The organism is Streptomyces sp. NPDC033966, assembly GCF_055575955.1.
On the sequence record NZ_JBVIRQ010000002.1, the window covers coordinates 45,878 to 71,288 of the forward strand.

General features: G+C 71.1%; 21 protein-coding genes and 7 pseudogenes. 16 read left to right on the forward strand and 12 right to left on the reverse strand.

All coding sequences use genetic code 11. The features are described 5' to 3' along the window. Positions 1-511 precede the first annotated feature (511 nt). Positions 512-670, forward strand: a pseudogene (locus ACZ518_RS05670) (telomere-protecting terminal protein Tpg); the annotation flags it as partial. A 112-nt stretch (positions 671-782) separates the two neighbouring features. Further along, positions 783-1,070: pseudogene (tpg, locus tag ACZ518_RS05675) on the forward strand (telomere-protecting terminal protein Tpg); the annotation flags it as partial. Positions 1,071-1,723: 653 nt separating this feature from the next. On the opposite strand, the gene ACZ518_RS05680 reads toward tpg, so the two are convergent. After that, complete coding sequence (locus ACZ518_RS05680; RefSeq protein ID WP_469111731.1) at positions 1,724-1,912, reverse strand: hypothetical protein; 189 nt, start codon at positions 1,910-1,912, stop codon at positions 1,724-1,726. Positions 1,913-2,417: 505 nt separating this feature from the next. On the opposite strand from ACZ518_RS05680, the gene ACZ518_RS05685 reads away from it, so the two are divergent. Then, a complete protein-coding gene (locus ACZ518_RS05685) occupies positions 2,418-2,627 on the forward strand; it encodes a hypothetical protein (RefSeq protein ID WP_469111732.1) in 210 nt (69 codons plus the stop codon). An 88-nt stretch (positions 2,628-2,715) separates the two neighbouring features. Here the strand turns inward: ACZ518_RS05685 and ACZ518_RS05690 are convergent, their stop codons facing one another. Continuing rightward, positions 2,716-3,378 carry a response regulator gene (locus ACZ518_RS05690; RefSeq protein WP_469111733.1) on the reverse strand — a complete coding sequence of 221 codons (663 nt, stop codon included), beginning with the start codon at positions 3,376-3,378 and terminating at the stop codon, positions 2,716-2,718. After that, a complete protein-coding gene (locus ACZ518_RS05695) occupies positions 3,353-4,525 on the reverse strand; it encodes a sensor histidine kinase (protein ID WP_469111734.1) in 1,173 nt (390 codons plus the stop codon). The genes ACZ518_RS05690 and ACZ518_RS05695 overlap by 26 nt, the downstream gene beginning before the upstream one ends. Positions 4,526-4,700: 175 nt before the next feature. On the opposite strand from ACZ518_RS05695, the gene ACZ518_RS05700 reads away from it, so the two are divergent. The 5 genes and pseudogenes from ACZ518_RS05700 (at position 4,701) to ACZ518_RS05720 (ending at position 11,236) form a co-directional block, all read left to right on the forward strand. After that, positions 4,701-6,998: an MMPL family transporter gene (locus ACZ518_RS05700; protein WP_469111735.1), complete on the forward strand. Its 2,298-nt coding sequence runs from the start codon at positions 4,701-4,703 to the stop codon at positions 6,996-6,998. A 984-nt stretch (positions 6,999-7,982) separates the two neighbouring features. Continuing rightward, positions 7,983-8,132, forward strand: a pseudogene (locus ACZ518_RS05705) (aminotransferase class I/II-fold pyridoxal phosphate-dependent enzyme); the annotation flags it as partial. Between the two features lie 255 nt (positions 8,133-8,387). Next, positions 8,388-9,082: pseudogene (locus tag ACZ518_RS05710) on the forward strand (AMP-binding protein); the annotation flags it as partial. Positions 9,083-9,353: 271 nt separating this feature from the next. Next, a complete protein-coding gene (locus tag ACZ518_RS05715; protein WP_469111736.1) occupies positions 9,354-10,400 on the forward strand; it encodes a permease in 1,047 nt (348 codons plus the stop codon). Then, positions 10,397-11,236, forward strand: coding sequence for a TIGR03943 family putative permease subunit (locus tag ACZ518_RS05720; protein ID WP_469111737.1), 840 nt, complete (start codon positions 10,397-10,399; stop codon positions 11,234-11,236). Before ACZ518_RS05715 ends, ACZ518_RS05720 begins: the two co-directional genes overlap by 4 nt. Positions 11,237-11,857: 621 nt before the next feature. On the opposite strand, the gene ACZ518_RS05725 is transcribed toward ACZ518_RS05720, so the two are convergent. After that, on the reverse strand, positions 11,858-12,832 hold the full coding sequence (locus ACZ518_RS05725) for a recombinase family protein (protein ID WP_469111738.1): 975 nt from the start codon (positions 12,830-12,832) through the stop codon (positions 11,858-11,860). 247 nt (positions 12,833-13,079) lie between these two features. On the opposite strand from ACZ518_RS05725, the gene ACZ518_RS05730 reads away from it, so the two are divergent. Next, positions 13,080-13,505, forward strand: coding sequence for a hypothetical protein (locus ACZ518_RS05730; protein ID WP_469111739.1), 426 nt, complete (start codon positions 13,080-13,082; stop codon positions 13,503-13,505). Between the two features lie 100 nt (positions 13,506-13,605). Then, positions 13,606-14,016 carry a hypothetical protein gene (locus tag ACZ518_RS05735; RefSeq protein WP_469111740.1) on the forward strand — a complete coding sequence of 137 codons (411 nt, stop codon included), beginning with the start codon at positions 13,606-13,608 and terminating at the stop codon, positions 14,014-14,016. Between the two features lie 274 nt (positions 14,017-14,290). Here ACZ518_RS05735 and ACZ518_RS05740 read toward each other — a convergent pair. Beyond that, a pseudogene (locus ACZ518_RS05740) lies at positions 14,291-14,488 on the reverse strand (Tn3 family transposase); the annotation flags it as partial. Positions 14,489-15,232: 744 nt separating this feature from the next. On the opposite strand from ACZ518_RS05740, the gene ACZ518_RS05745 reads away from it, so the two are divergent. Further along, entirely contained in the window at positions 15,233-16,084 is an 852-nt protein-coding gene (locus ACZ518_RS05745; RefSeq protein WP_469111741.1) for an MBL fold metallo-hydrolase, read from the forward strand. Between the two features lie 192 nt (positions 16,085-16,276). Here the strand turns inward: ACZ518_RS05745 and ACZ518_RS05750 are convergent, their stop codons facing one another. Together ACZ518_RS05750 and ACZ518_RS05755 are read right to left on the reverse strand one after the other, a co-directional pair. Further along, entirely contained in the window at positions 16,277-16,834 is a 558-nt protein-coding gene (locus ACZ518_RS05750) for a serine hydrolase domain-containing protein (RefSeq protein ID WP_469112327.1), read from the reverse strand. Between the two features lie 547 nt (positions 16,835-17,381). Next, entirely contained in the window at positions 17,382-18,245 is an 864-nt protein-coding gene (locus ACZ518_RS05755; RefSeq protein ID WP_469111742.1) for an SAM-dependent methyltransferase, read from the reverse strand. 396 nt (positions 18,246-18,641) lie between these two features. Here ACZ518_RS05755 and ACZ518_RS05760 point away from each other — a divergent pair, with 396 nt between their 5' ends. Beyond that, a complete protein-coding gene (locus ACZ518_RS05760) occupies positions 18,642-18,953 on the forward strand; it encodes a HalD/BesD family halogenase (RefSeq protein WP_469112328.1) in 312 nt (103 codons plus the stop codon). A 271-nt stretch (positions 18,954-19,224) separates the two neighbouring features. On the opposite strand, the gene ACZ518_RS05765 is transcribed toward ACZ518_RS05760, so the two are convergent. After that, the gene (locus ACZ518_RS05765) at positions 19,225-19,590 is read right to left on the reverse strand and encodes an STAS domain-containing protein (protein WP_469111743.1); all 366 of its coding nucleotides are present in this window, start codon (positions 19,588-19,590) and stop codon (positions 19,225-19,227) included. A gap of 269 nt (positions 19,591-19,859) precedes the next feature. Between ACZ518_RS05765 and ACZ518_RS05770 the strand changes: the two genes are divergently transcribed. Further along, positions 19,860-20,261, forward strand: a complete 402-nt coding sequence (locus ACZ518_RS05770) for an ATP-binding protein (protein ID WP_469111744.1) — start codon at positions 19,860-19,862, stop codon at positions 20,259-20,261. Positions 20,262-20,473: 212 nt separating this feature from the next. Here the strand turns inward: ACZ518_RS05770 and ACZ518_RS05775 are convergent. Further along, positions 20,474-20,650: pseudogene (locus ACZ518_RS05775) on the reverse strand (NADPH-dependent oxidoreductase); the annotation flags it as partial. Between the two features lie 142 nt (positions 20,651-20,792). Here ACZ518_RS05775 and ACZ518_RS05780 point away from each other — a divergent pair. Next, a complete protein-coding gene (locus tag ACZ518_RS05780; protein WP_469111745.1) occupies positions 20,793-21,701 on the forward strand; it encodes an ADP-ribosylglycohydrolase family protein in 909 nt (302 codons plus the stop codon). A gap of 24 nt (positions 21,702-21,725) precedes the next feature. Here the strand turns inward: ACZ518_RS05780 and ACZ518_RS05785 are convergent. The 3 genes and pseudogenes from ACZ518_RS05785 to ACZ518_RS05795 form a co-directional block, all read right to left on the reverse strand. After that, positions 21,726-22,500 (reverse strand): annotated as a pseudogene (locus ACZ518_RS05785) (IS5 family transposase); the annotation flags it as partial. Positions 22,501-22,542: 42 nt separating this feature from the next. Continuing rightward, positions 22,543-22,800 carry a helix-turn-helix domain-containing protein gene (locus ACZ518_RS05790; RefSeq protein WP_469111746.1) on the reverse strand — a complete coding sequence of 86 codons (258 nt, stop codon included), beginning with the start codon at positions 22,798-22,800 and terminating at the stop codon, positions 22,543-22,545. Between the two features lie 73 nt (positions 22,801-22,873). Beyond that, positions 22,874-23,434 (reverse strand): TetR/AcrR family transcriptional regulator, encoded by a 561-nt coding sequence (locus ACZ518_RS05795; RefSeq protein WP_469111747.1) that lies wholly within the window; start codon positions 23,432-23,434, stop codon positions 22,874-22,876. Positions 23,435-23,541: 107 nt separating this feature from the next. Here ACZ518_RS05795 and ACZ518_RS05800 point away from each other — a divergent pair, with 107 nt between their 5' ends. Then, positions 23,542-24,228 carry an SDR family oxidoreductase gene (locus ACZ518_RS05800; RefSeq protein ID WP_469111748.1) on the forward strand — a complete coding sequence of 229 codons (687 nt, stop codon included), beginning with the start codon at positions 23,542-23,544 and terminating at the stop codon, positions 24,226-24,228. Between the two features lie 124 nt (positions 24,229-24,352). Continuing rightward, complete coding sequence (locus tag ACZ518_RS05805) at positions 24,353-25,357, forward strand: NADP-dependent oxidoreductase (protein WP_469111749.1); 1,005 nt, start codon at positions 24,353-24,355, stop codon at positions 25,355-25,357. The last annotated feature ends 54 nt before the right edge of the window (positions 25,358-25,411 follow it).

Below are 25,411 nucleotides of genomic sequence, written 5' to 3' on the forward strand. Positions count from 1 at the left end.
GCTGTCATACCAGCGGCGATTCCGTCGGGGGCGTCCACCATGAGATGTAGGACTCGAACTGGCCCTCGGTGACGCCCGCGTTCGCCGGCGTGATACCGCCGATCCCCAGGAACGCAACACCAGCCATCAGACCGGCTGCCTTCTTTCGCCGAGCACTCATCGGATTTCCTTCCCTTCTCGTTGCCCCTGTGTGAGGGAATGGCAGAGGGAGGAAACATTCGCACAAGCGCCTCCCCCCAAGGCGCCTTGAAACATATCCGCAGAACACCTCATTCCGCGGCAGGCATTCGAGTATGGCTCAATTGCACACCTGACCCTTACGCCCCGTACAACACGGGCCATGTGCAAGAATCACGGCCAGAGAGATTGCAGATAGTCAACACATTGTCTCGATCATGAGCCCGCCCCGCACCCGCCGAGCTGGCGTATGCCCGATGCCGCCCGCCGTCACCGTGTGGTGGTCTGGTGGACCTGCTGGGGTGTGGGGTTCGGTGTCGAGGGGGCTGGTGGGATGGTGCGGGCGGTAGGTGAGGGGCTGGAGCGGCTCCTGTACACCCGGCCGGTGCCTGCGGCGACGGCTGATCAGCTGAAGGCTCTGCTGCGGTGGGAGCGGGGGTCCACCCGGCGGGTCGCCGTCGTCCTGGGTGTGTCCCAGCGGACCGTCCAGCGGTGGGTGACCCGTAAACCGGGCAGCCATGGGCGTCCGAGCCCCCGCCACGAGCAGAAGATCGTGGAACTCGTACGGGCCCGCTGGCCGCTGATTCCGTGCCCGCCGGCGTGCCGGGGCCGAGGTAGGCGGTGTGGTCGTCCACACCCGCGCCCGGTTCGGGTTCAAGGCCGGTCCCAGCGGCTCCGACGACCCGCGCATGCGGCGCGTCACGGGGTGCCTGGACCCCCCGGTGACGCGGCAGATCTTCGCCGCCCTGGACGCGGGCGCGAGTGAGGAGCAGCACGAGCTGGTGATCGGCCGGGCTCTGGGGCACCTCTACTTCCGCGACGCCGGCATGCGCGCCCACGGTCTCCACGTCACCCTCCGGGACATCGACTTCATCGAGTTCGCCCTCCAGTAGGCCGAGGGCGCGGTCCGTGGCCGCTCAGCAGGCGGCAGGCGCTGGCCGCTACCCGCGTGCTTTCACTACCTCCCGCCAGTCCCACACCACCGTGCCGGGCCTGCCGCCACTTTGGGTGCCGGGCGGCTGGGGTGGCCGGAGCCTGGCGGTCTCGGCCAGGCGCAGCAGGTGGCCGCGCGCAGGAAGACGGCTGCCCATGCGGGGACGGGGTGGGTGGCGCAGCCGTCGGTGAAGCGGATCCGGTCGTGGAGGCCGAGGAGGGCGGGGCCTCGTGGAAGTCAGTGGCCAGCTGTTCGAAGGAGGCGCCGGTGAACAGGGCCGCGGCCAGTCGCGGGTGGGCGGTCGCGGCGTGGATCCGGCGGACGGCCTGGGCGGCTTGGGCAGCGGGGAGAGGCTCGGGGGCGGATCGTTGCCTCAAATCGATCAGGCCAGGCAGGCAAGGGTCAGTACACGGGCCCGGGCTGTCGTAGGAGACGAGCCGGTCCAGGGACGGCAGGGTAAGCCACCGGCCCGCCCCGCAGGCAGCAGATGCCGCCGCCGGTGCCGACGCGCCGGCCCCAGAGGGGCTCCCGTCGAAGTAGAGGGCGCGGGCTGCGGCCAGGGTGGCGGTGGGGGTGTGGGGGACAGCGGCGAGAGCGCGGGAAGGGCGGCGGTCAGGCGGGGGCGGTGGACGAGAGGGTGATATGGATGCCGGTCTGCCGCCACAGGGCCAGGATGCGCTGGAGGCGGCGGTCGTCAAGCAAGTGGGCGCGCAGGACGGTCAGGCGGGTCATAGCCAGGGCCGTCGTCCACGCCGAGGCCGCCTCCCACAGCGGCGGGCGGCCGTGCGGGAAAGGCCTCACGCTCACCACCAGCAAGCCCCGCCCGCTCCCCCAACACTCAGATCCCGCCAGATCGCACGATGCAGAGTCTGAACCGACGGCGGCGGATCCCCCCTCGCCACGGGCCGCGCGAGCCGTCAGCTCACGATGGAGAGCGGCAACATTGCCCCTCCACAGGCCGAGCAGAGCCCGGACCTCCGGGGTGACCATGAATCGCCCGTAGTACCGGCCGCTCTCCCCCGGCACCGCGGCCCCACCCTCCGCGGCAGCCAACCACCGCCACACTGCCCGCTCCCGCACCTCGAACGCCTCACCCACCGTCCGCACATGCCGGGTGGTCAGCTTCCCCTCCCGGCGCAAAGCCAACAACCGGCGCACCGCCGGCCCCCGCAACGCCCGCACCGACGCCACGGGCAACGGCCCGTCCGAACCCCCCGCGATCTCGAAACAGGGCCCGACCAGCACCAGCACACCACACCCCGCTGTCTCTCACACCACCATCCCAAACCCGAGAGATCGCACCCTGGTGCCCCTGGTGCGGCCGGGCGGGCGGATCGTGTCGATCGCCACCCCGATCGAGCCGCCCCGCGACGCCGGGGTGAGCGCGACGCACATGGTCGCCCGCAACGACGTCGCGGACCTGCGGGCGCTCGTGGAACTCGTCGACGCCGGCATGCTCACCCTCGGCATCGGCGGTCGGCTGGACCCGCGATCTCGGTGCAGCGGAGGCCGGTGACAGCCGCGTGACCGTCGGGCGCCGGGCGCCGGGCACCGGGCACCGGGCACCGGGCACCGGGCGGGGGCTCATGGCCCGGCGCCCCGGCTCAGGTTCCGGGGAGGATGCGGCGCGTCTCGTAGGCCCACATCGCGATCTCGACCCGATTGCGGGCGCCGAGTTTCGCCATCAGGCTGGCCAGATGCGTCTTCACCGTGCTGAGGCTGATGTGCAGCGCATCGGCGATCTCGGTGTTCGTCAGCCCGCGAGCGACGGCGAGGAGCACCTGCTCCTCGCGGGCGGTGACGGGGGAGACCGGCTGGGCCGCGGGCCTGCCGGCGGGCAGGTCCGAGAAAGCCTGGAGCAGACGGACGGTGACGCTGGGCGCGATGAGCGCCTCACCGTCGGATGCCGACCGTACGGCCTGCGCCAGAAGGTCCGGTCCCGTGTCCTTGAGGAGGAATCCTCGGGCGCCGGCACGCAGTGAGCCGTAGACGTACTCGTCGAGGTCGAACGTGGTGATGACGACCACGGCCAGCGGGTCGGCGACGCCCGGGCCGGCGATCAGCCGGGTGGCCTCGAGCCCGTCGAGTACGGGCATGCGGATGTCGAACAGGCAGACGTCGGGGCGGAGTTCGCGGGCCAGGCGTACCGCCTGCTGTCCGTCGGCGGCCTCGCCGACCACCTCGATGCCGGGCTGGGCGTTCAGAATGATGCGCAGCCCGGTGCGGATGATGGTCTGGTCGTCAGCGACGAGGACGCGAATGGCCATCGCTCTCCCTCCTCGCTCTCGGCAGCTCGGCTTCGACATGCCAGCCCTCGTCGGCGGCTGGGCCGGCTCGTAGTGTGCCGCCGAGCAGAGCCGCGCGCTCGCGCAGTCCGGCAAGTCCGTATCCGTCGCGACCTCGGCCGGTGCGTTGGCCGTTGTCGCGCACACTCACCCGTACCGTACGCCGTTCCGCGGTCACCCGGACGACGACCTCGGTCGCGCTGACCGCATGGCGCATCGCGTTGGTCACCGACTCCTGCACGATGCGGTAGACGGCCGCGTCCACGGCCGGGGGCAGCGCGTCCAGCTCGCCGTCGAGCCCCAGGTCGACCCTGAGACGGCCGTCCGGCGCGCGCACCAGGCGCTCCAGGTCCGCCACGCCGGCAGGTGGCGCCAGCTCGGCGCCGACCCCGCGGTCGCGCAGCGCGGCGACCATGGCCCGCATTTCCTCGAGCGTGCGCGCCCCTTCCTCCTCGACCCCCTCCAGCGCCTCGACGGCGGCGGACGGGTCGGTGCCCGCGAGTACCCGGCCCGCCTGGGCGCGGATCACTATGGCCGAGACGTGGTGGGCCACCGTGTCGTGCAGTTCCCGGGCGAGCTGCTCACGCTCGCGGGAGCGTACCTGCTCCCACTCCCGCTCGCGAGCGGCCACCCGGAACCGCACGGCAGCCCCGATCAAGCCGGGCAGCAGCAGGAAGACAAGGCCCGCGAACTGTTCTACGGCCGGGGTCTCGTCCGTGACGGCGCACAGCGCGAAGGCCGCGAGGATCACCGCGCTGCCCAGTACGATCTCCCGTCCCGATCCCCACCGGGGCAGCGCGTACACCAGCACGAGCACGACGGCGCCGGTGTACAGGCCGACGGGCTCGCGCGGCGTGGCGACGAGCGAAGCCACCGGAAGCAGGATCACCGAGCCGAACCCCAGCGTGACCATCGCCAGCGGGCGGGTCCGGCGCCACAGGGACAGCAGGCACAGCCATACGGCCAACACCACCGCCACCGGCCGCCACACGACGTCCTCGCGCAAGGTGGCCTCCAGCACCACGGCGCCCAGGCCCGCGGCGAGCAGCACCCAGTCCCTCCGCACCCGGGCGGGTGTGTCGGGCGGCCGGGGCTCGGTCCACAGGGTTCGCAGGTCGTCTCGCAGCACGCTTCCCAGCCTAGGGACCGCGCAGGGCCGCGCATCGGCCGAAAGGACGGGACATCACTCCGACTTGAGGCCGACGGATCCGCGGCCCGCGAGCCGATGCCGCAGAGCGCCGTGGCGAGGAGCCTCGGCATCGGCGGCCGTACAAGGACGGCCGCCGAGGTGGTTGGAGGACCCGATGCTCTCGAAAGCCCTGTTGCGCCTGGGCACAAGCGCCGCCCGCCATCCCTGGCGGGTGATCGCGGCATGGCTGCTCGCCGCCGTGCTTGCCGTCCTCGCCGCCCTTGCCTTCGGCGGGCGGACCGCGGACTCGATGACCGCTCCGGGACTGGACTCCCAACGGGCCGCTGAACTGATCGAGCGGGCCGGCACGGGTCAGGAGGGGATGACCGCCCAGATCGTCGTCACCCCCCGCGACGGCGGTGCGACCTTCTTCGACAGCGACAGCGGCAGCGGCAGCGGCAGCGCGCGCATCGCTCTCGCGCGGCTGCAGACCGAGGTGAAACGGCTGCCGCACGTGCTCGGCACGAGCGACCCGGCGCGGGCACTCGACGCAGGCCGGGACACCGCCGTGCGCGGCGGACTTGTCTCGGCCGACGGACGGATCGCGGTCGTCCGGGTGCAGTACCCCGACCAGAGCCGGCTGTCGGGCGAGGACCTCGACGCCCTCGTCGACCTCGGCGACCGGCTGCGCGCCGAGCTGCCCCTGCGGATCGAGATGGGCGGGAGCCTCTTCTACGCCTTCTCCGACCCCGACGGCGGCGCAAGCGAGTTGATCGGGCTCCTTGCCGCCGGCGCGATCCTGTTCCTGGCGTTCGGCTCGCTCGTCGCCGCCGCGCTCCCGATCGGCATGGCGGTCTTCGGGCTGACCGTCGGCGTTGCCACGATGACGGTACTGGCGGGGGTGACGGACGTCCCCACCTTCGCACCGATCCTGGGCAGCATGGTCGGGCTCGGAGTGGGCATCGACTACGCGCTGTTCGTGCTCGCCAGACACCGGGAGTACCTCACGCGCGGGCTCGATCCACACGAGGCAGCCGGACGGGCGGTGGCCACGGCGGGGCGGCCCGTGGTCTTCGCCGGAGGCACCGTCGTCGTATCGATCCTCGGCATGGCAGTCGCCAACGTGCCGTTCATGACGGTGGGCGGCCTGGCCGTCTCGATCGTCGTCCTGACCATGGTGTTCGCGTCGGTGACGCTACTGCCGGCCTTCCTCGGCGCGGCCGGCCCGCGGCTGGGCCAGGCCGGCCGGATCGTCCGGGCTCTTCGGGCCAGGCGGTCGGGCCGAATCGACCGACGGCGGGACACGGCGGCGCGCGCCGCCTCCGCCGCCGGGTGGGGTCGCTGGATCGGCCATGTCAGCCGGCACCCGGTGCTGTACGCGGTCGGCGCGGCGGGGCTGCTGCTGACGGCGGCGCTGCCCGTACTCGGCCTGCGCGTCGGCCTGCCCGACGACGGCTCACTGCCGCAGAGCCGTACTGAACGCCGCGCCTACGACCTCGTCGCCGAGGGGTTCGGCCCGGGCACCAACGGTCCCCTCGTCATCGCCGCGGACCCCTCCGGCGATCGGGGAGTGGTGGACCGTCTCGTCACCACGGTCGCGGCGGATCCGGGCATCGCATCCGTCGCGCCGACACACATCGATCCGGCCACCGGCATCGCGACCCTCGTGGTGTTCCCGACCACCAGCCCTCAGGACAAGGCCACGGCCGACACCATCGCCCGGCTGCGCACCGAGGTGCTGCCCACGGCGATCGGGGAGGGCCCGGCCAGGGCCCACGTCGGCGGCGCCGCCGCGAGCCTGTCCGACGTGGGCCAACGCACCAGCCAGCGCTTGCCGGTGTTCATCGCCGCCGTGCTGGCGCTCTCGTTCCTTCTCCTGATGCCGGTCTTCCGCTCGGTCGTCGTACCGCTCAAGGCGGTGCTGCTGAACCTGCTGAGCATCGGCGCGGCCTACGGGATCATGGTCGTGGTCTTCCAGTGGGGCTGGGGAGGCGCGCTCATCGGACTGGAAGCGACGGTTCCGGTCGTGTCGTTCATCCCGACGTTCCTCTTCGCCATCCTGTTCGGCCTGTCGATGGACTACGAGGTGTTCCTCCTCGCGCGCGTCCGTGAGGAGTACGTGCGCACCGGCGACAACAGCACGGCGATCGTGGAGGGCGTCTCCGGCACCGCCCGGATCATCACGTCGGCCGCCCTCATCATGGTGGCGGTCTTCCTGTCCTTCGCCGTCGCCGAGGACCCCTCCGCCAAAATGTTCGGGCTCGGCCTGGCCAGCGCGATCTTCATCGACGCCACGGTCGTACGTATGGTGCTGGTACCGGCGACCATGACACTCCTCGGCCGGGCCAACTGGTGGCTGCCCACGTGGCTGGACCGGCTGCTCCCCCGAGGTCCGGTCGGCATCGACGCCGCCGACGACGCCGACGCGAAATCCACGGGCGAGGCGACTCGTCCACGGCTGGTCGAGAGTTGACCAAACCCCCTGTCGGCTCCTGCTCCAACTGACGCCGCTGTTCGGGGTGTCCAAGCGACGAACAGGAACCCTGGTCTCGCGGGCGTCCCGAGGCCATCGCCGAACGCGGCCACGCAAGACCATGGAGAACAAGCTCAGGAAGGATCCCTCGTTGGGTTCGAGATCGCCCCTCAGCTGTCCGCCCGTACCTCGACGTCCAGGCTGGAGTCGACTTCACGCAGTCGCTTCAGGCCCAGTGCGGCGGTGACTGCGGACTGCACTGGGCCGGATCACCCGGCTGGTGCTTCTACCGGGTGACCGACGCGCGTGAGTATCTGAAGGGGGCCAGGTGGCTTGGGGCCGGCCTCTTGCCCGAGCCACGGCGCGTCGCCGGTTCCTGGACACCGTCCGCCTCGACCCCGACGAGGCGGGCGGCGTGGAGCGGCCCTACGACCGGAAGGGCGGGGAGGCGTTCTCTGATCTCCTCGAGCGACTGCGTATCTACCTCCCTGCCGCGTTCTCCGCCAACCCATCGGGCCGAATCGGCAGGGCGCGTGAAGACGCCTGCCACGAACGTGTACTCACGGCCCTGACCCAGTCTGGATCCATGTTCCCCGTCCATATGCCCCTCCGCCAAGGTGAGCTCGATGCCCTCCTGCACCTTCTGGAGTACAGCGAGAGCAGCCGCAACCCGTTCAGCCAGCTCCTCGCCGCAGACATGAGGGCACGCCCTGGCAGCCCGGCGGAGACCGTCCAGATCCACGAGAGCGCGTTGCAGGAGGCTGCGCGACGCCGACGCGTCCGCGAGGAAGGAGGCGGACAGGGCGGCTCCGGGGCAGCCTCGTAGCGGCCCGCCCTCTCCGCCCGCTACGACATCTCCAGTTCGGGTCTGACCCCCTGCACGCTCGGCGAGTTGCGTCGGAGCCCGGGCATCGGCAGTGCGGAGCTGAACGCCATTCCGTTCCGGGACAGCCCCTCGACGGGCAGTGAGCGACTGAGAGCCTCTTCCTCGCCATCGCCGCCCTGGTGAAGCCCGGGGACGAGATCGTCAGCCTGCGCCCGGTCTACCAGTCCCTCTCCTCCATCGCCGAAGCACTCGGCGCCCGCTGGCGGACGTGGGAACTGCGCGCCCAGGACGAATCGTTCCGGATCTAGGGCTACTGCGGGCGGCAATCACGCCGCGCACCCGCGCCATCGCCCCCGCGCCAGCTGATACCCGAGATGGTGCGGCTTCGCGACTACCTCACCATCAGCACGTCACCGGTGGCCGAGCACCTGGCGGCGGTGACCCTGGAGCAGGCCGACAAGGTGCTGACCCCGCACCGAGAACTCGCCTTCGAGAACCGCGCATTGCTCCTCGACTGGGCCGCACGGCATCCCGGTCGGATCGACCTGCCGACCCCTCTCGGCGGCGTGACCGCCTTCCCCCGCCTCGTGGGGATGCCGGACGTGACCGCGTTCTGCGACGCCCTCGAAGCGGAGGACGGGGACGTGGGGACGATGTTCCACTCCAGTGCCTTCGACTTCTCGGTCTGGGAAATCTGGGGTCGTCTCCTCACGGGCGGACGGCTCGTCGCGGTCCCGTACTGGATCACGCGTGACACCGAGCGCTTCCACGAACTCCTTGCCGAACAGCAGGTGACCGTGCTCAGTCAGACGCCGTCGGCGTTCGGGCAGGTCGTGGCCGCCGACCGGAACTCGGATCTCCGGCTCGCCGTGCGGCTGATCGTCTTCGGCGGCGAACCACTCGACACCCGCATACTCCTGCCCTGGTTCACCCGGTACCCGCCCGCCTTCTGCCATCTGGTCAACATGTTCGGAATCACCGAGACCACCGTGCACGTGACCGCCGAGACGATCACTCCGGAGTCGGCCCTGCGCGGCTCTCGCCGCGTCGGCCAGCCACTGCCGGGCTGGTCGGTGACCGTGCGCGACGACCGGGGGCAGCTACTGCCGGTGGGTGCCGCCGGCGAGATCCGGGTCGGGGGCGCAGGGGTCGGGAACGGAACTACCGCAGCGGCGACAAGGGCCGGCTCCTGCCCGACGGCCGCCTGGAGCACCTGGGCAGGATCGACAGCCAGGTCAAACTGCGCGGCTTCCGCATCGTGCGTGCCCGAGGCATCGCCGTGGGGGTCCGGAATGCCGCTCCCCACCGGCAGCAGATGATCATCGCCCCGGGAGTCGTGCCCCCGCGACCCACCCGTCGCTGTCCCGGCCCACCCCCGGCGGGGCCGGGACACTCGACGCACCCCCCTCCTGCCCGGGTAGATGAATATGATTGTCGTCGGCTAGTGTGTGCCAGCCCGTGCCGGGCCGCCTCCGGCTGGGCTGGGCGCGGTCCGCCGTGCCCAGGCGGACGAGGAGCGAGGGGCCGGCGTGGTTGAGGACTCGGCGAGCGTGGCGACGGCGCCACCCCGTCCTGGCGCCCCGCGCGGCGTCGAGGACGGCTCGGGGCGAAGGCGCCGGGCGGCGACCCGTACGGTCGGCTCGGCCCTGGTCGGGGCCGTGGGGGCCGCGGTGCTCGCCGGACCGTGGCTGGAGCGCACGTTCGGGCTGGCGGCGTTCGAGGCGTGGCGCACGCTCCTGGTGGCCATCGTCCTGCAGGGCGTTCCGTTCCTGCTTCTCGGCACCGTCGTCTCGGCCGCCATCGGTGCGTTCGTCCCCGCCCGGGTCTTCTCCAGGGCCCTGCCCCGCAACCCCGTCCTGGCTGTTCCGGTGGCCGGTGCGGCCGGGGTGGTGCTGCCGGGATGCGAGTGCGCCTCAGTGCCGGTCGCGGGGAGTCTGATGCGCCGGGGCGTGGCTCCCGCGGCGGCCCTGACGTTCCTGCTCGCCGCGCCCGCCGTCAACCCGGTGGTGCTGGTCTCGACGGCGATCGCGTTCCCCGGCCGGCCGGAGATGGTGGCCGCGCGGTTCGGCGCCTCGCTCCTCACCGCGGTCGTCATGGGCTGGCTGTGGATCCGGTGGGGACGCGAGGAGTGGCTGCGGCTCCCGACGGGGCGTGCGGAGCAGCCACACGGAACGAGCGGGGCGGAGGCCTTCAGGCGCGGGCTGCAGCACGACTTCCTGCAAGCGGGCGGCTTCCTGGTGGTCGGCGCGATGGCGGCGGCGACCTTCAACGTCTTCGTGCCACCGTCCGTCCTGGAGACCTTCTCCGGCTCTCCGTGGCTGGGCGTCCTCGTGGCGGCGGCGCTCGCGGTGCTCCTGTCGGTGTGCTCGGAGGCGGACGCGTTCGTCGCGTCCTCGTTCACCGGCTTCTCGCCCACCGCCCGCCTCGCTTTCATGGTGGTGGGCCCGATGGTCGACATGAAGCTGATCGCCTTGCAGTCGGGGGCCTTCGGGCGGGCGTTCGCGGTGCGCTTCTGTGCCGGTACGTTCGTCGTGGCGATCCTGTGCTCCGTGCTCGTCGGAGGCGTACTCCTGTGACCGGACGGCCCCCCGCCCGTGCGGAACGCGCCCGGCTGCTGAGCGGACTGGGTTCGCCCCTCCTGCTGGTGCTGATCGGCAAGGCCTTGCTCCAGGTCACCGTGGGCAGCGACGTGTACCTCCGGTACGTGAAGGAAGGACTGCAGCCGTACCTCGTCGCGTCCGGAGTCGTGCTGGCCGTCCTGGGCTTCGCGGGGCTCGGAGTCGAGCTGGTACGCCGCGTGCGGGAGCCCGTGAGCGACCCCGAGGAGGGGCACGACGGCCACGGGCACGGCGGTCACGGACACGGCGGTCACGGACACGGCGGTCATGGGCACGACGGTCACGGCCACGGCGGTGGCACGCACGTCGCCTGGCTCCTCGCCGTACCCGCCCTCACCCTGTTGTTCGCCGCCCCGCCGGCGCTCGGCGCGTACACGGCCTCGCGGGACGGGGCCGCGTCGGGTGTCGAGCAGAGCGCCTATGGACAACTGGCGGACGTGCAGACCACGCCCATGGCGCTGGAGGAGTTCATCGGACGCTCGGTGCACGCGCCGGAGACCCTGCGCGGCCGGGAGGTCCGGCTGCTGGGGTTCGTCTCCGCCGGCAAGGGCCCGGACACCTGGTACCTCAACCGTCTGAAGCTCAGCTGCTGCGCGGCCGACGCGCGGACCCTGCACGTGGAGATGCACGGCGCGGAGGCGCCCGGCAACGACACCTGGGTCGAGGTCACGGGCGTCCTGCGGTCTGGGCACGTCCCGGTCGAGAACCCCGTCCCGACCATGGACGTCGTTGCCCTGAAGCCCGTCGGCCAACCGCGCAACCCCTACCACGACGCGCCGCCCACGGACGGCTGACCCGCCTGGGTCCGGCATCGATCCCGTCGAGCGACACGCAGCCGAGGGGAAGAGCTGGCCCGCGCCCGATGGCCGGCCGTTGGGGACCAGGGTGACGGCGCTGCCCGTACACCACGGAAAGCGGCCATTTCGGGAAGGGCCGGACTGGGCGGTGCCACGGCTGCGACCACCGCCCGGCCCGGAGTCTCAGGCTGCCGTCGTCACGGGTGTGGCGGCGGGTTCGTGCTCGCAGGCGTCATCGATGCCGTGCGTCTCCCACTCCGGCACCCCGGGAAGTCGTCCTCGGCCGGGACTGGTTCGCCCGGGCCGAGCAGGCAGGCTTCGAGTGCAGCAGGACCACCTCGCGGGTGATGAGCTGCTTGAGGGTCTCGGGATCCCGGGGAAGGCGAGGGTATGCCCGACCTCGCACGGCCCTTCCGTCCCCTCCGCCACGTCCCGCGCCGCCTGGCCGCCGGACGGCGGGACCCCGTGGTGGTGCAGAGCGTACGGTCCACCGGCGCCGTGGTCCTCTCGTACGTGGGGTCTGAGGACCATCGGTACAGCCGTAGCGCTAAGCGCTTGGTCTTGGTTGCCCAGCACGGCTTCGGGGAGCAACGGGACCGTGGTTATCGGTGAGATGGATCATGGGTGGGTACTGAGGTCCCCCGGTAGCTGGAGGTCGGCGAAGTCGCTGTGGGCCTGGGCGACGGCTTCGGGGTACGCCTGGGCCTTCTCGTGCTCGGCCAGTGCCCGGTAAATGCTGGCCAGGCCGGGGTTCTGGCCTTTGCGCTTGCCGGTGGGGATGATCAGGTCCGGGCGGATCTTCTCGACGGACTCGCCCGCCGCCCGGCGCCGCAGCACGGTGTGCAGCATGTCGTCGGTGATGACGGGTGGTCGGCCGCCGTGTTTGCCCTTTCGGGCGGCGGCGTCGAGCCCTTCGAGGGTGGCTTCGCGGATGCTCTCGCGTTCGGTCTCGGCCATCGCGGCGAAGAACCCGAAGAGCATGCGGCCGGGGCCGGAGGGGTCGTAGATGCCGGGGAGCGGGCCGGCCAGCATCTCCAGGACCAGGCCGTGGGCGGTCAGGTGGTCGGCCAGCGCGTTGAGCTCGGCGGCGTCGCGGCCGAGCCGCTTCATCTCGTAGACGGTGAACAGCACGCGGCAGTGCGGGGCGTGAGCCTTGATCTCGCGCGCGAGGGCAAGGGCGGCCTCGAACTGCGGGCGGACCCGGATGCGGGTGCTGATCTTCTCCGAGAAGACCTTGTCGCGCGGGATGCCGTGCGCGCTGAGGGCGTCCAGCTGCGACTGCAGCTCCTGGGTGAGGTGGCTGCACCTCGCGTACCCGATGCGGATGTCCGCACCCGGGGCGTCCGTCTCGGGCGCGGCCGGCGGCGAGGTGCCGGGGCGCCAGGGCTGCCCGGGGCCGCGGTCGGCCGGGGTCGGCACCCGCAGCAGCTTGGCGAGCCGGGCCACCTTCTTGAAGCGGCCGGTGTGGTAGATCCGGGCGACCGTGCCCGAGCGCGAGCGGCAGGGTGAGCCGGGCTGGACCTGGCATCGGGGGCAGGGGTGTCGCTCGATGTCGTCGGCGTCGCTCTCGCTCGTGTCCTGAGGGTCCGTCACGCCCGAAATTCTCTCACAAACCATTCCCAGAACAGGGTCGTGCGGCACTTGCGTGAGAACGGGTTCCGAGAACCGATCGGGCACCCGGGCCGACTCCCGCAGCCGTTTCCGATCTTGCTCCCGGAAAGGGTCGTTTCTGGCGCGTTCGAGTGAGTGATCCACTTGCGGCTGCTCAGCACTTTACGCATCCGATTGCATACCCATAGTGATCAAGCCAGTTCGGCGGTCATGCACAGGGAAGGAAACCATGTTCAAGACGATCAAGGCGCGCCGGGGAATCATCGGGACGGCTACCGCGCTGAGCCTCCTGGCCGCAGGAGCGGTCGCGGGTGCCGCCATCGCGGATGACTCGGCCGTGGCGGCCAAGGCCCCGTACGCGATGGCGTCCGCCCAGATCAACGCGGACGGAACCCGCGCACAGTCCAAGGGAATCAAGTCGTCCACCAGGCCCTCCACGGGCATCTACTGCGTGACCTTCGACGACGCCACCAGGATCGACGTGAGCCGCAGCACCCCGGTCGCCACCCTCATCACGACCGGCGGCCCGGAGTACGCGATCAACCTGAACACCGCCCCGTCGGCAGAATGCGGGAACGCGGCAGACACGTTGACCGTCTACACCGGCGAACGCCTCAAGATGGCCGACGCGCCCTTCATGCTGCTCGTCCCCTGACCTTCCCGCCTCGAAGCCGGGAGGCGGGACCACCCGCTCGCCGGCATGACCCGGCCGCCCCGTACACGGGTGACGCGGCCGAGAAGAAGGAATACCCCCCATGTCTCACAGCATCGCCGGGCGCGCTCGCGCCATCGCCCTGACCGTCGCCGCCCTGGTGTCGGTCCCCGTCCTGGCCGGTACGTCAGTGGCGGCACCCATCGACATGTACGCCCCCTACGCCCGCGCCGCCGCCAAGGTGGCGGCGAACGGAACGCTCCTGGCGCAGAAGAACATCGCCGAGTCCCGGAAGGTCGCCACCGGGCAGTACTGCGTCAAGGTGTCGGATCCCGACATCGACGATCTGAAGGACGCGGCGGTCCACGTCACAAGCAACAGCAACTGGGCCACGTTCATCGTCCAGGCCCCGCCGACCACCCGCTGCGGCAACGACCCGAACACCGTCTCCGTACTCAGCATCAACACGGCCAACGCCTACGCGGACACGGCGTTCACCCTCACCGTGCAGTAGCCACCGCAGAGGCCCTCCGCCACCTCTGCATGACGGCCGTGACCCCGCGCGTCCGCGCCGTCGATTGGACAACCCCCGGCGGCCGACTGACCGGCTCCGCGTCAGGGTGTCCGCACTCGGCCCCGGCACCGCCCTCCCTGTGGGCGCGCTGGGGCCGATGGCCGTCCAGGCCCGGCGTACCCCTCTTGGCCGTCGTCTCATCGTCGAGGTCGGCCGCACCCGGGTCGCGCAACGCCGCAGTGTGCCGCCCGCAGGCTGGGAGGCTGTGAAGCCTGGGTGCGGCGTTGATGGTGCGGACGGGGACGACGACGCGCAGGCCGTCTACGGAGGCGAGCAGGCCCTTGCCCCATTGCTGCACGATCGGCACCCCGGCCTGGGCGGCGATCAGGGCGGCGTTCGCCGCGGCGATGGTGTCGGCCCGCAGACAGTACTGGTCGACGTGGACGAGGCGGGCGCGGGTGAGCGCCTCGTAGTTCGACGGTCAACGCTGCACGACGGTGGACACCGCTTCCCTTTGCCGCAGATAGCAGGGCCGCTTCACGTAACGGCTCGAGGTCCGTCACCGCAGGTGACGGATCAAGCCACCTCAGATATCGGGGTGTTATCTGGGGGACGACTTCAGACTCGGGTGCTGGAGAGCCTGATCGGCGCGGTGGTCGGCCTCGCCTTCAACCGGCTGTTCGCCCCGCCCGTCTGGGTCGAGCCCGCCGGCCGGGCCATCGACGACCTCGCCGCCCGCATGGCCGCGCTGATGACCGGCATGGCCGACGAGCTCGCCGGCCGCACCACCGTCGGCGAGGCCGCGACCCGGCCGAACGAGGCCCGTCGGCTCGACCTCGACGAAGCCGTCGTCCGCGACGGTGCGGGAGCTGCCCGTCGGCTGCTCAGGCAGGTACTGCCCGGCTGCGGGGAGAGGCCTGTCCCGGAGACGGACACGACGAACTGCGCGCCCTCCGGGCCGGGACCTGGATGGTCCCTCAGCTCCTGCGTCGCGCCCGACTCGTCGACGACTGCGCGTAGGCGTCGGTCGTCGGCATGGTGGGGCGGGGCGGGCCCGCCGATATTGCGTGCCCTGGCGAGGCCCGGATGCCCAGAGTGCTCGGGGCATGGTTCCTCACCGGAGCCGACCACACGAGTTCTGCGGTTGACGACAGCCCCCCATGGGGCTGCACTGGTTTATGGATGCTGCGGCGACTCCGCCCTAGGGAGAGCAGCAATGACAACCATGGATACGTTCAACCTTTTGCAGCCGTACAAGATCGCCGAGGAGACGTTCGTCATCCCGTGGGCCCTTGAGGCCCCGCCGGTCGGCCACTTTCCGATGAACTCGATGGTGATCCGAGGAGCCGAACCGATCCTCGTGGACACCGGGGCGCCCGCAGTGCGCGCCCAATGGCTGGAGGCAGCCTGGTCCGTCGTAGATCCTCTGGACGTACGGTGGATCTTCCTCACCCACGACGACCGCGACCACGCCGGCAACCTCCTGGCGGTCCTCGCCGAGTGCCCGAACGCGACCCTGCTGACGACGTGGTTCTCCATCGGCCGCATGGCCGAGGAGTGGGAGACTCCCGTCAACCGGTGCCGCTTCATGACGGACGGCGACACCATAGACGTGGGCGATCGCACGTTGGTTGCCAAACGACCGCCCCTGTACGACAACCCCACAACCCGCGCTCTCTTCGACCGGAAGACCAGCGTCCTGTGGGCCGTCGACACCTTCGCCACGAACGTGCCGACCCCCATGCCCGAGACGGCAGCGCTGTCGCCGGACGAATTCCGCGACGGCCAGTTCTTCGGCGGTAGGCTGGTCTCCCCCTGGGTCGCCTTGCTGGACGCCCAAAAGTTCGGGACGGTCGTCTCCGACTTCCAACACCTGAACGCCGAGGTCATCGCCGGCTGCCACTGCCCCGTCCTCCGTGGTGTCCAGATCCCCGAGGCCTACGACCTGCTCCGACAGCTCCCCGGGATCCCACCGTGGACAGAGTTCACCCAGGCCGACCTGGACCAGTGGATGGCGGTCGCCGAGAGCTCGGTTCCGCCGGAGCAGCCGCGGCCGTCCGGGACGTGAGGGGGGCCGCCGTGCGACGGGCGCAGCTCTGCCAGCACTCTTCGCGGTCCCTGGGCCAGGTGCGACTTCACACCTACTGGTCGTGACTTCCTCGGCCTTCCATGACACCGGAGCAGGACCGTCAATGAAGCACTGCGAGCCCTCGACGGCACGTGAGGGCGGCTGTGGCCGAAGGGCAGCGGCCAACTGGCCCTACGGCCCGAAGGTCACTGAAGGTCCTACAGCTGCGGCGACGCGGGCGGTGCGGACGGCTCCGCGAGCGCATTGGGCTGAGCCTGGGTGCGCGGTGGGCAGCATGCGCAGCCGCTGGGCCTGGGTGGCCGGTTCCAGCAGCCGGGCGTCCGGCAGCCGCCCGCTGACCATGGCCCCAATCCAGGTGTGCAGGTCGTCGATGGTGGAGATCATCGCGCCGGCCGCCCAGCCCCAGGACGGGTTCCAGGCGGAGGCGTCGACGGTCGCGTCGTCCGGGGTGAAGTTCGGGTAGCCGTGCACGTACGGGCTGGTGATCTCGGCGCCGGTCGGCAGCGGGGTCGCGTCGCTGTCGGCCGGTGCGAAGACGTGCTGCTGCAGGTAGGTGTGCAGGGGTTGCCCGCTGATCTTCTCGACGAGCAGGCCGAGCAGGGCGGTGTTGGTGTTGGAGTACTCCCAGCGTGCCCCGGGCGGGATTTTCGCCGGGCGCCGGAAGGCGATGTCCAGCAGCTGCTGCGGGGCCCAGGCGCGGTGCGGTCCGCCTTGAAGGCGGCCAGCCAGCGCGGCTCCTCGGTGTAGTCGTAGAGGCCGCTGCGCATCTCGGCGAGCTGCCGGACGGTGATGTGGTCGCCGCCGGGCACCCGTCGAGGTACGTCGAGATCGGCGCTTCGAGCCGTACCTTCCCGTCGTCGACGAGCTGGAGGACGCCGGTGATGGTGGAGGTCTTGGTGACCTGCCGACGGGTCCAGGTCCGCGGGCGGCCCGGCTTCTTACCCGCCGGCAACAACGGCTTCAGCCGCTCCCACTGGCCGTGCGTCAGATCACCACGTCCCACGGACCGTGATCATCCAGGACCTTGATCCATTCCCGGCACAGAGAGCCGGCGCTGCGAGCCATTCGGCCGACCCCCAGCCCGCCCGGGGCGCGGGCCCCGGCATCGGCGTGCAAGGGCACTCCGCTTCGCGCGGCCGCCCCGCTCATGGCGGGGCGTAAGGGCCTGGGGGTGGCGGCCGCGAGGTGTCAGTGCAGTTCGGTGTTGGCCAGGACACGGCGCAGGACGCTCCAGGAGAGGTCGGGGTAGGTGGTGAACCATGGCGCTGCGCCGGCGTCAACGATCCGCAGGACGGCGGGCGTGGAAGATGCCCCACCGCAGCAGCCGGCGGCGGGTGACGTCCACCCACATGGGCAGATTGGCCTGCAGGTCATCCAGGTACGCCTGGCTGATCACCCCGCTCAGCTCCGCGGTGCGCAGGCGCAGCTCCTGGTGGAGGCGTGCGTAGTGGGTGACCAAGTGTTCGGTGAGGTCCTCGAAGTCGGCTTCGAGGCCGAGTTCGGTAAGGCGCCTCAGGTAGAAGGAGGGGGTGGCGAGCTGCTGGACGCCAAGGCGGGACAGTGCGGGGCGCACGGCCTCGGCCGGGGTCGTTTCGGCCGCCATGATGTCGGAGAAGACGAGGGCTCCGCCCGGCTTGAGGACGCGCACCGCCTCGCGCAGGGCGCCTTCCCGGTCACTCACGTGGCACAGGACCTCCAGCGACCAGATCACGTCGTAGCGCTCCGCCTTGCGGGGCAGGTGGGTGAGCGTGCCGGTTTCCACCTCGATGAGGTGGTCCAGTTTCCGTCGGGTGTTGGTGGCGCGGTGGCGGCGGTTGTGTTCCTCGCTGAGGTCGATGGCGGACACGTGGCAGCCGAAACGCTCGGCGAGCGCGCGGGAGGAGCCGCCGTACCCGGCGCCGAGGTCGAGGACACTCGCGTGGGGGCCGAGCAGGTCCTGGACCCGGTCGGCGGCGTGCTGCACCGTGCGGTGGGAGGCCTTCGCGATGGCCTCCTGCGTCTGTTCGTAGATGCCGATGTGGATGTCCTCTCCGCCCCACACCCTGTCGTAGAAGACGTCGACGTCACCGGTCTCGTAGTAGCGGCGCGTGGAATCGTCGGGGTTCAGCGTGGTTCCGCCGGCCGCGGCATCATCGGTCATGGTCCCTCGATTCCCCACCGTCGGCCGGCCGACTCATCTCGTGCGCCCGCCAGGCGACATCCCGCCACGACCCGGCAGCGTGATCCCGCCCGCCGAGGAGACCGGCGACGCCCGGGCAGACGAGACCGGGCAGCGGGCGTGAACGGAGCGTCCGGCGTGGCGTGTTCGCGGCGGCGGACGGACGACGACCCTCATGTTCCGGTACGGCCTCGCACTCCGCGCACACGGGAACGGTGAACGGGACCGCACGACCGTCAGCAGGCCCCGACGGTCGCTATCAGGCGGTGCGCGGGGTCAAGGCGTGGCCGCAGGGGGCGCTCGTAGCAGCGGAGTCGACATGGGCGCAGAGCGTGTGTTCCCTGTGGCAGGGGTCATTGCCTCGCACCGGCTCGCCGGCTGGTCTCGCTGTTGGGACGACTCACCGGCCAGGCCGTGGCTCCCGTGCCGGAACCGGTGGAACGCCACGTCCTCAGCATCCTCCACCAGGAGGGTGACACCCACGGCGGCCACACCGACGACTACCCCTACGCCCTCGTCCTCTTCCTGGAGGCACCCAGCAGGCCCGAAGACGGCGGTCTGCTCGAGTACACCCCAGGCAGCCCGCGCCTGGACACCCTCGGAACCCCCGCGGCCGTGACCACCCACCACCACGCCGGCAACGCCTGCCTGCTCCGCAGCGACACCACCGCCCACCGCGTTACCCCCTGACCCGCCCGGGAGTGCGCCGCACCGTTCTCAACTTCGCCTACGCCCCCCATCACCCCGCACACCAGACCGACTCCGCCCACAGCTCTACCGATGACCCCCTCCGACAGCGGGACGATGCCGAAGGTCGCCCCCCGGGACGTCGCCCCGCCACACGGACCGGCGTACCGTGCGCTCGGCGACGCTGACGCGGCCTTGCCCCATCATCGTGCGGGTGCCCCCGTGGTGGTCGGTCGCCGGGACGTACACCGCCGCTCGTCCCGCCACAGCAGGGTCAGACGCCGATGGCGGCCTGGAGGGTGGGAGCGGCGGCGAAGGTGTCCCTCGTTTCGGTGGCGTCCAGGAGGACGGTCAGGCAGGAGGGCAGCGGGCCGGCCAGCACCAGCTCCCGGCCGGCCGCGGCCTCGACCATCACGTGCACCATGGCCACGTCGGCGAAGGTGACACCGGTGCAGTCCACCACTGTCCGGGGCGCAAGGAGCGCGGCCTCCTCGAAGACCCGCCAGAGCTCCTTGGCGCCGTCGGCGTCGAACTCCCCTGTCAGGGTGACCACCGCGGTCCCGCCGGACGCGGTCCGGCAGGACACGGTCCCCGGCTGGTCGGCCGGAACGCCGTCCGCAATCTCGTGACGGTCCACCATGGCAGGCGAGCCCTTCGGCTGGAGTACGGCGGGGCCCGGTCGGCGGGCGGGCCAGGGGACCACCGAACCGAACCAGAGTCGTCGCTGCCTTAAGACTGGCACCGCCACCCCCACCCCGACCAGGCCAGTAGCAGATCGCCACCAGACGCACACGCAGGGCGATGGATCGGGTCCCCTGGCGGCTTCTCCAGGGCAGGCCGGGCATGACGGGCCCCGTGCCGGGAAGGCGCGGTGTCCAGCCACAAGCGCGCACAGGCCCCGGAGGGACGATGACCGACCCCCAGCCGCGTCACCACCGGTATCAGGACACCGGGGCGGCCGCCCGCGCCCGTGACGAACTCCGCGGCTTCATGGACGAAGCCACGGCCTGCGGACACCCGGTACCGCAGCCGGTGCAGGACGCGGCGCTGCTGGTCGCCACCGAGCTCGTGTCCAACGCCCTGCGCCACACCCCCGGCCCCTGCACCCTCCACCTCGCCTGGGTCGACGACGGCATCGACATCGACGTCAGCGACACCAGCCCCGACCCGCCCATGCCGCGCCCCGCCGACCTGGCCGGCGGCGGCGGATACGGGTGGCCGGCCGTCCAGCGGCTGGCCACGGAGGTGGGCATCCGGCCCGCCCCGGACGGCGGCAAAACCATCCACACCCACCTCACAGCCCGCCCATAGCCCCGGCAGCACCGCCTGCGGCCGCAGGTCACGCCGAGAGGGGCACATGCGGTCCGTGAAGGCCCCAAGAGCTCTGGCCGGGCCGCTGGCAGGCAGCAGGCAGCAGGCAGCAGGCAGCAGGCAGCAGGCAGCAGGCAGCAGGCAGCAGGCAGCAGGCAGCAGGCAGCGCTATTGCGTCTGGTCCGCCGACACTTCCGTGATGCGCTCCGCGAGGATGGCCGAAAGGTGGTTGACGCGTGTACCGCGCTGATCGGTGCGGCGAGGGTGGCGGTGGTGGCGGCCGTTTTCGCCGGGGTCTTGTCGAGGTCCTGGTAGTCGGTCCCCTGCATGGCCTCGCCCACCCAGTAGGTGACCGCGCTGGCCGGCAGGGTGAAGCCGCAGTCATTAAGAACTCCTAACGGAAAGACCAGCAGATGAGTGCGCCGCGGAGGGCGAGGAAGAATTCGTGGATCTCAGACAGATCCGCAGGCAGAAGCCTGGCGGCTCCGGAATCGGAGTGCGGGAGAGCCACCGCGCTGCGATACTGCGCCGATGATCAACATGCCTACCGCTGTACTGGACTCGTTGCACGGCCTCGCGTTCGGCGACGCCTTCGGCGACCGCTGGTTCGGCATCCTGCGCAGGCATGGTCCGGCAGCCCTGGAGGCGCGGACGCTGCCCCCGGAACCGCTGTGGCAGTGGAGTGACGACACCGCTCAAGCGCTGGTTCTCGTCCGGGAGCTCGTCGAGGGCGGGGGCATCGTCGACCAGGACCGCTTGGCCCTGCGTCTCGCGGCGGCCTACACCGAGGACACTCACCGCGGCTATGGAGCCTCGATGCATGACGTGCTGCGCCGGATCGACGCGGGCGAGCCCTGGCGGGAAGTGGTCGCCGGACAGTTCGGCGGCCAGGGCTCCTGGGGCAACGGCGCGGCCATGCGAGCCGCCCCACTCGGCGCCTGGCACAGCGCCGATCTCGATGTGGCCGCTGAGCAGGCCGCCCGTCAGAGTGCGGTCTCGCACCACCACCCGGAGGCGGTCGCCGGAGCGGTGGCAGTTGCCCTGGCCACGGCGCTGGCGACCCGAAGCCGGGGCGGGGCCGCCCCGGCCAGATCGGACTTCCTTCAGGCAGTCGCCGAACGACTCACCGACAGCGACGTCCGGTCGGGAGTGCGGATCGCGGCCCGGATGCCGGAACACACCTCTGTTCGGCATGCCGCGGAGGTCCTGGGCTCCGGCTACCGGATGTCAGGGCCCGACACCGTCCCGTACGCGCTGTGGTGTGCGGCGGGGCATCTCGACGACCTTCACGAGGGCCTGTGGGTCACGGTCGCCGGGCGTGGCGACATCGATACCACCTGCGCCATCGCGGGCGGGGTCATCGCCGCCCGCACCGGCGTTGCCGCCCTCCCTCCCACATGGCACGCGGCGTGTGAACCGCTGCCCCCCGTCGTGACGTAGTAAGGACTCCCAACGGGAGGAGTTCAGGCGCCGCCAGCAGATGAGTGCGCATCCGAGGGCGAGGAAGGCTTCGTGGATGTCGTCGCGGATCTCCCAACGGATCCGCAGGCGGCGGAACCAGTGCAGGTGGGCGAACGCGCGCTCTACGACCCAGCGCTGGGTGCCCAGGCCGGAGCCGTGCTCAGTGCCGCGGCGGGCGATCAGTGGCTTCACTCCGAGGCCCCAGACCAGCCGACGGTACTTGTCGTGGTCGTAACCGCGGTCGCCTAGCACCGCGTCCGGACGGCGCCGGGGCCGGCCGTGCCTCCCGCGCACGGGAGGCACCGCTTGGAGCAGTGGGACCAGCTGGGTAACGTCGTTGCGGTTACCACCGGTGAGGGTAGCGGCGAGCGGGATGCCGGTGGCATCGGTGATCGGGTGGTGTTTGCTGCCGGTTCTGCCCCGGTCAACAGGGCTTCGTCCGGTCTTGGCTCCCCCTTCAACGCCCTGCTGCGGGAGCCGTCGACCACCGCTCGGGAGAAGTCCAGGGCGTTCGCGCTGCGCAGCTTGGCGAGCAGTACTTCATGCAGACGATGCCATACCCCGGCCTCGGTCCACTCCGCCAGACGACGCCAGCAGGTCATGCCCGACCCGAAGCCGAGTTCCTGCGGCAGGTACTCCCAGGCGATCCCGGTGTGCAGCACGAACAGGATGCCCTGGAACACCAATCGGTCCGGATGCCGTTTGCGTCCCGGATGTCGGTACCGACGCTCGACCCTCGGGCCAGCGGCTCGACCACCGCCCACAACTCGTCATCCACTTCCCACGGCTTCGGCCGCGCCACCCCGCACCCCCAGAACAACTAGTCGGACAGGGCGGGCAGCCGGTTCCCGGCGAAACGGTCGCGCCAGGTGCGGACGGTGTCCAGGTGCAGCCCGGTGTCGCGGGCGATGCGCGCGTTGGAGCGGCCCCGAGCCGCGTACAAGACGACCTGGGCGCGCTGGCGCAGCCGGTGCTCTGCCTTGTGGCCGTAGGCCATCTTCTTCAGCCGCTCACGCTCGGAGGCCGTCAGGAAGATCGGGCGTGCGGCGGTGCGATGCAACGCGGGAGAGCCGTTCACGAGAAGTGGTTGGCGACAGGGCGCAAAGAAGCGCGCCCTTCCTGCGGCGTGCCGCCCTGCACCGTCTCTGAGGTCAGTTGGTGCCGATCAGGGCCGTGCGTGCGGCGGTGAGGATCTCGTCGGAGAGCGGGGTGCCGTTGGTGGCTCGGGACAGGACGAGTGCGCCGAGCATGGTGCACAGCCGGGTGATGCCGTCCTGGTCCTTGGTGGCGAGGAAGTCGGCGAAGTCGCCCACCCCCTGGGTATAGACGCGGCGGGCCTCGGTCTCTCCTCCGTCGCGGGCCATGTCGGTGGCGAGTGCGGCGGCGGGGCAGCCGTCAGCCGGGCTGTCGCGGTGCTCGACGGAGAGGTAGGCGTCGATCAGCGCCCGCTGGGCGGCGTCGTGCTGCCCGGCGTACTGATCGAGCCCGTCCTTGTGGTGCTGGGCGAGTTCGGCGAACGCGTGGGCGGTGGCTTCGTCGATGAGGGCCTCCTTGGAGGCGAACTGCTTGTAGAAGCCGCCGTGGGTCAGGCCGGCCGACTTCATGAGGTCGGCGACGCTCAGGTGGGTGCCCTGTTCCCGGAGCAGTCGGGAGGCGGTCTCCACGACCCGTCGGCGGTTCTCCTGTGCCTGTGCCTGCGATACGCGGCCCATCGGTCACCCCTCCCAGTTGGATGTCGAGTGAAATCTATTCTAGACTGAGATTTAGATGACGAGCGTAATCTATTGTGCGCTCGCCGCCCTCAACGCTGGGAGTGCTCATGGAACTGAAGGACGCGGTCGCGGTGGTCACCGGCGCCAATCGGGGGCTCGGGCGGCATCTGGCCGCCCAGCTCATGGAGCGCGGGGCCAAGGTGTACGCGGCGGCCCGCCGCCCCGAGACGGTGGACCTGCCCGGGGCCGTCCCGCTGCGGCTCGACCTGACAGACGCGGAGTCGATCCGGGAGGCGGCCCGCACCGCCTCCGACGCGACGCTGCTGGTGAACAACGCCGGCATCTCCACCGGCACGCCGCTGATCGCGGGCGGCTCGGACGCGGTGCGCCTGGAGATGGAGGTGAACTTCTTCGGCCCGCTCGCCGTGACCCGGGCCTTCGCCCCGGTCATCGAGTCCAACGACGGCGGCGCCGTGCTCAACGTGCTGTCCGTCCTGTCCTGGCTGCACCCGGCCGGCCTCGGCTCCTACGCCGCTGCGAAGGCCGCCGCCTGGGCGCTGACCGGTGCGGTCCGGGAGGAGCTGGCGCCCCGCGGCATCGCCGTGACGGCGCTGCACGTCGGATACATGGACACCGACATGGCCGCCGGCGTTCCCGCCGAGCAGAAGGCCGACCCGGCCGAGGTCGCCGCCCAGGCCCTGTCGGGCATCGAGACGGGCCTGCCCGAGATCCTCGCCGACGACGTCACCCGGCACGTGAAGCAGAACCTGGCCGCCGCGCCGAAAGCGGGGTGAGGCCCCCGCCGCATCGGCTCGGAGCCCTCTGAACAGCAGTGCAGAGGAGAAAGTATCTCGTACCGGGGCAAGCCTGGAGCGAGCGGAGACCCCGTCCCCCTGGGGGCGGAAAACGGAGATGACGATGAAGGCGTATCTGATCGAGAAGTACGGTGACCGGTCCGCGGTGCGCGCCGCCGAGCTGCCCGATCCGGAGCCGGGCGCCGACGACGTGCTGGTCGAGATCCACGCGGCGAGCGTCAACCCGCTGGACTTCAAGATCCGCGACGGTGCCTTCAAGCGGATCCTCCCGTACCGCCTGCCTCTCACCCTGGGCAACGATCTGGCCGGAGTGGTGGTCAAGGTCGGCTCGGCCGTCACCCGCTTCGCGGTGGGCGACGAGGTCTACGCGCGGCCCGACAAGGACCGCATCGGCACCTTTGCCGAACTCATCGCCGTCCACCAGGACGACCTGGCCCACAAGCCGGCCACCCTCACCATGGCGGAGGCCGCCTCCCTTCCCCTGGTCGCCCTCACCTCATGGCAGGCGCTGGTCGAGAAGGCACGGGTCCGGCCGGGCCAGAAGGTCCTGATCCACGCGGGCTCCGGCGGAGTGGGCACCATCGCGCTCCAACTGGCCAGGCACCTGGGCGCACACGTGGCCACCACCGCGAGCGCGGCCAATACCGCCCTGGTCAAGGAACTCGGCGCGGACGTCGTCATCGACTACCGGGCACAGGACTTCGAGGAGGTCCTGGACGGCTACGACGTCGTCCTGGACACCCTCGGCGGCAAGACCCTGGAGAAGTCCCTGCGCATCCTCAAGCCCGGCGGGAAGGTCATCAGCATCGCCGGGCCCCCCGACGCGGACTTCGCCCGCGAGCTGGGCGCGAACCCGGTCCTGCGCCAGGCGATGAACGCGCTGAGCTTCACGACCCGGCGCCACGCCAAGCGCCGGGGCGTGACGTACTCCTTCCTGTTCATGAAGGCCGACGGCGAGCAGCTGCGCGAGGTCACCCGGCTCGTCGACGCCGGGAAGATCCGCCCCGTCGTCGACCGTGTCTTCCCCTTCGAGCAGACCCGCGAAGCCATGGAGTACGCCGAGAAGGGACGCGCCAAGGCCGGCAAGGTCGTCATCGCAAGGGTGTGAGCACCAGCCCCCGCCGCACCACCGCCAGGCCCCGGGCAGCGAGAGGATCCCGCC

Excerpts from the sequence above, each read along its gene's own strand:
- ACZ518_RS05690 (WP_469111733.1), bottom strand. The coding sequence starts at position 3,378 with ATGGCCATTCGCGTCCTCGTCGCTGACGACCAGACCATCATCCGCACC.
- ACZ518_RS05700 (WP_469111735.1), top strand. The coding sequence starts at position 4,701 with ATGCTCTCGAAAGCCCTGTTGCGCCTGGGCACAAGCGCCGCCCGCCAT.
- ACZ518_RS05730 (WP_469111739.1), top strand. The coding sequence starts at position 13,080 with ATGTTCAAGACGATCAAGGCGCGCCGGGGAATCATCGGGACGGCTACC.
- ACZ518_RS05735 (WP_469111740.1), top strand. The coding sequence starts at position 13,606 with ATGTCTCACAGCATCGCCGGGCGCGCTCGCGCCATCGCCCTGACCGTC.
- ACZ518_RS05745 (WP_469111741.1), top strand. The coding sequence starts at position 15,233 with ATGACAACCATGGATACGTTCAACCTTTTGCAGCCGTACAAGATCGCC.
- ACZ518_RS05755 (WP_469111742.1), bottom strand. The coding sequence starts at position 18,245 with ATGACCGATGATGCCGCGGCCGGCGGAACCACGCTGAACCCCGACGAT.
- ACZ518_RS05765 (WP_469111743.1), bottom strand. The coding sequence starts at position 19,590 with ATGGTGGACCGTCACGAGATTGCGGACGGCGTTCCGGCCGACCAGCCG.
- ACZ518_RS05770 (WP_469111744.1), top strand. The coding sequence starts at position 19,860 with ATGACCGACCCCCAGCCGCGTCACCACCGGTATCAGGACACCGGGGCG.
- ACZ518_RS05780 (WP_469111745.1), top strand. The coding sequence starts at position 20,793 with ATGATCAACATGCCTACCGCTGTACTGGACTCGTTGCACGGCCTCGCG.
- ACZ518_RS05795 (WP_469111747.1), bottom strand. The coding sequence starts at position 23,434 with ATGGGCCGCGTATCGCAGGCACAGGCACAGGAGAACCGCCGACGGGTC.
- ACZ518_RS05800 (WP_469111748.1), top strand. The coding sequence starts at position 23,542 with ATGGAACTGAAGGACGCGGTCGCGGTGGTCACCGGCGCCAATCGGGGG.
- ACZ518_RS05805 (WP_469111749.1), top strand. The coding sequence starts at position 24,353 with ATGAAGGCGTATCTGATCGAGAAGTACGGTGACCGGTCCGCGGTGCGC.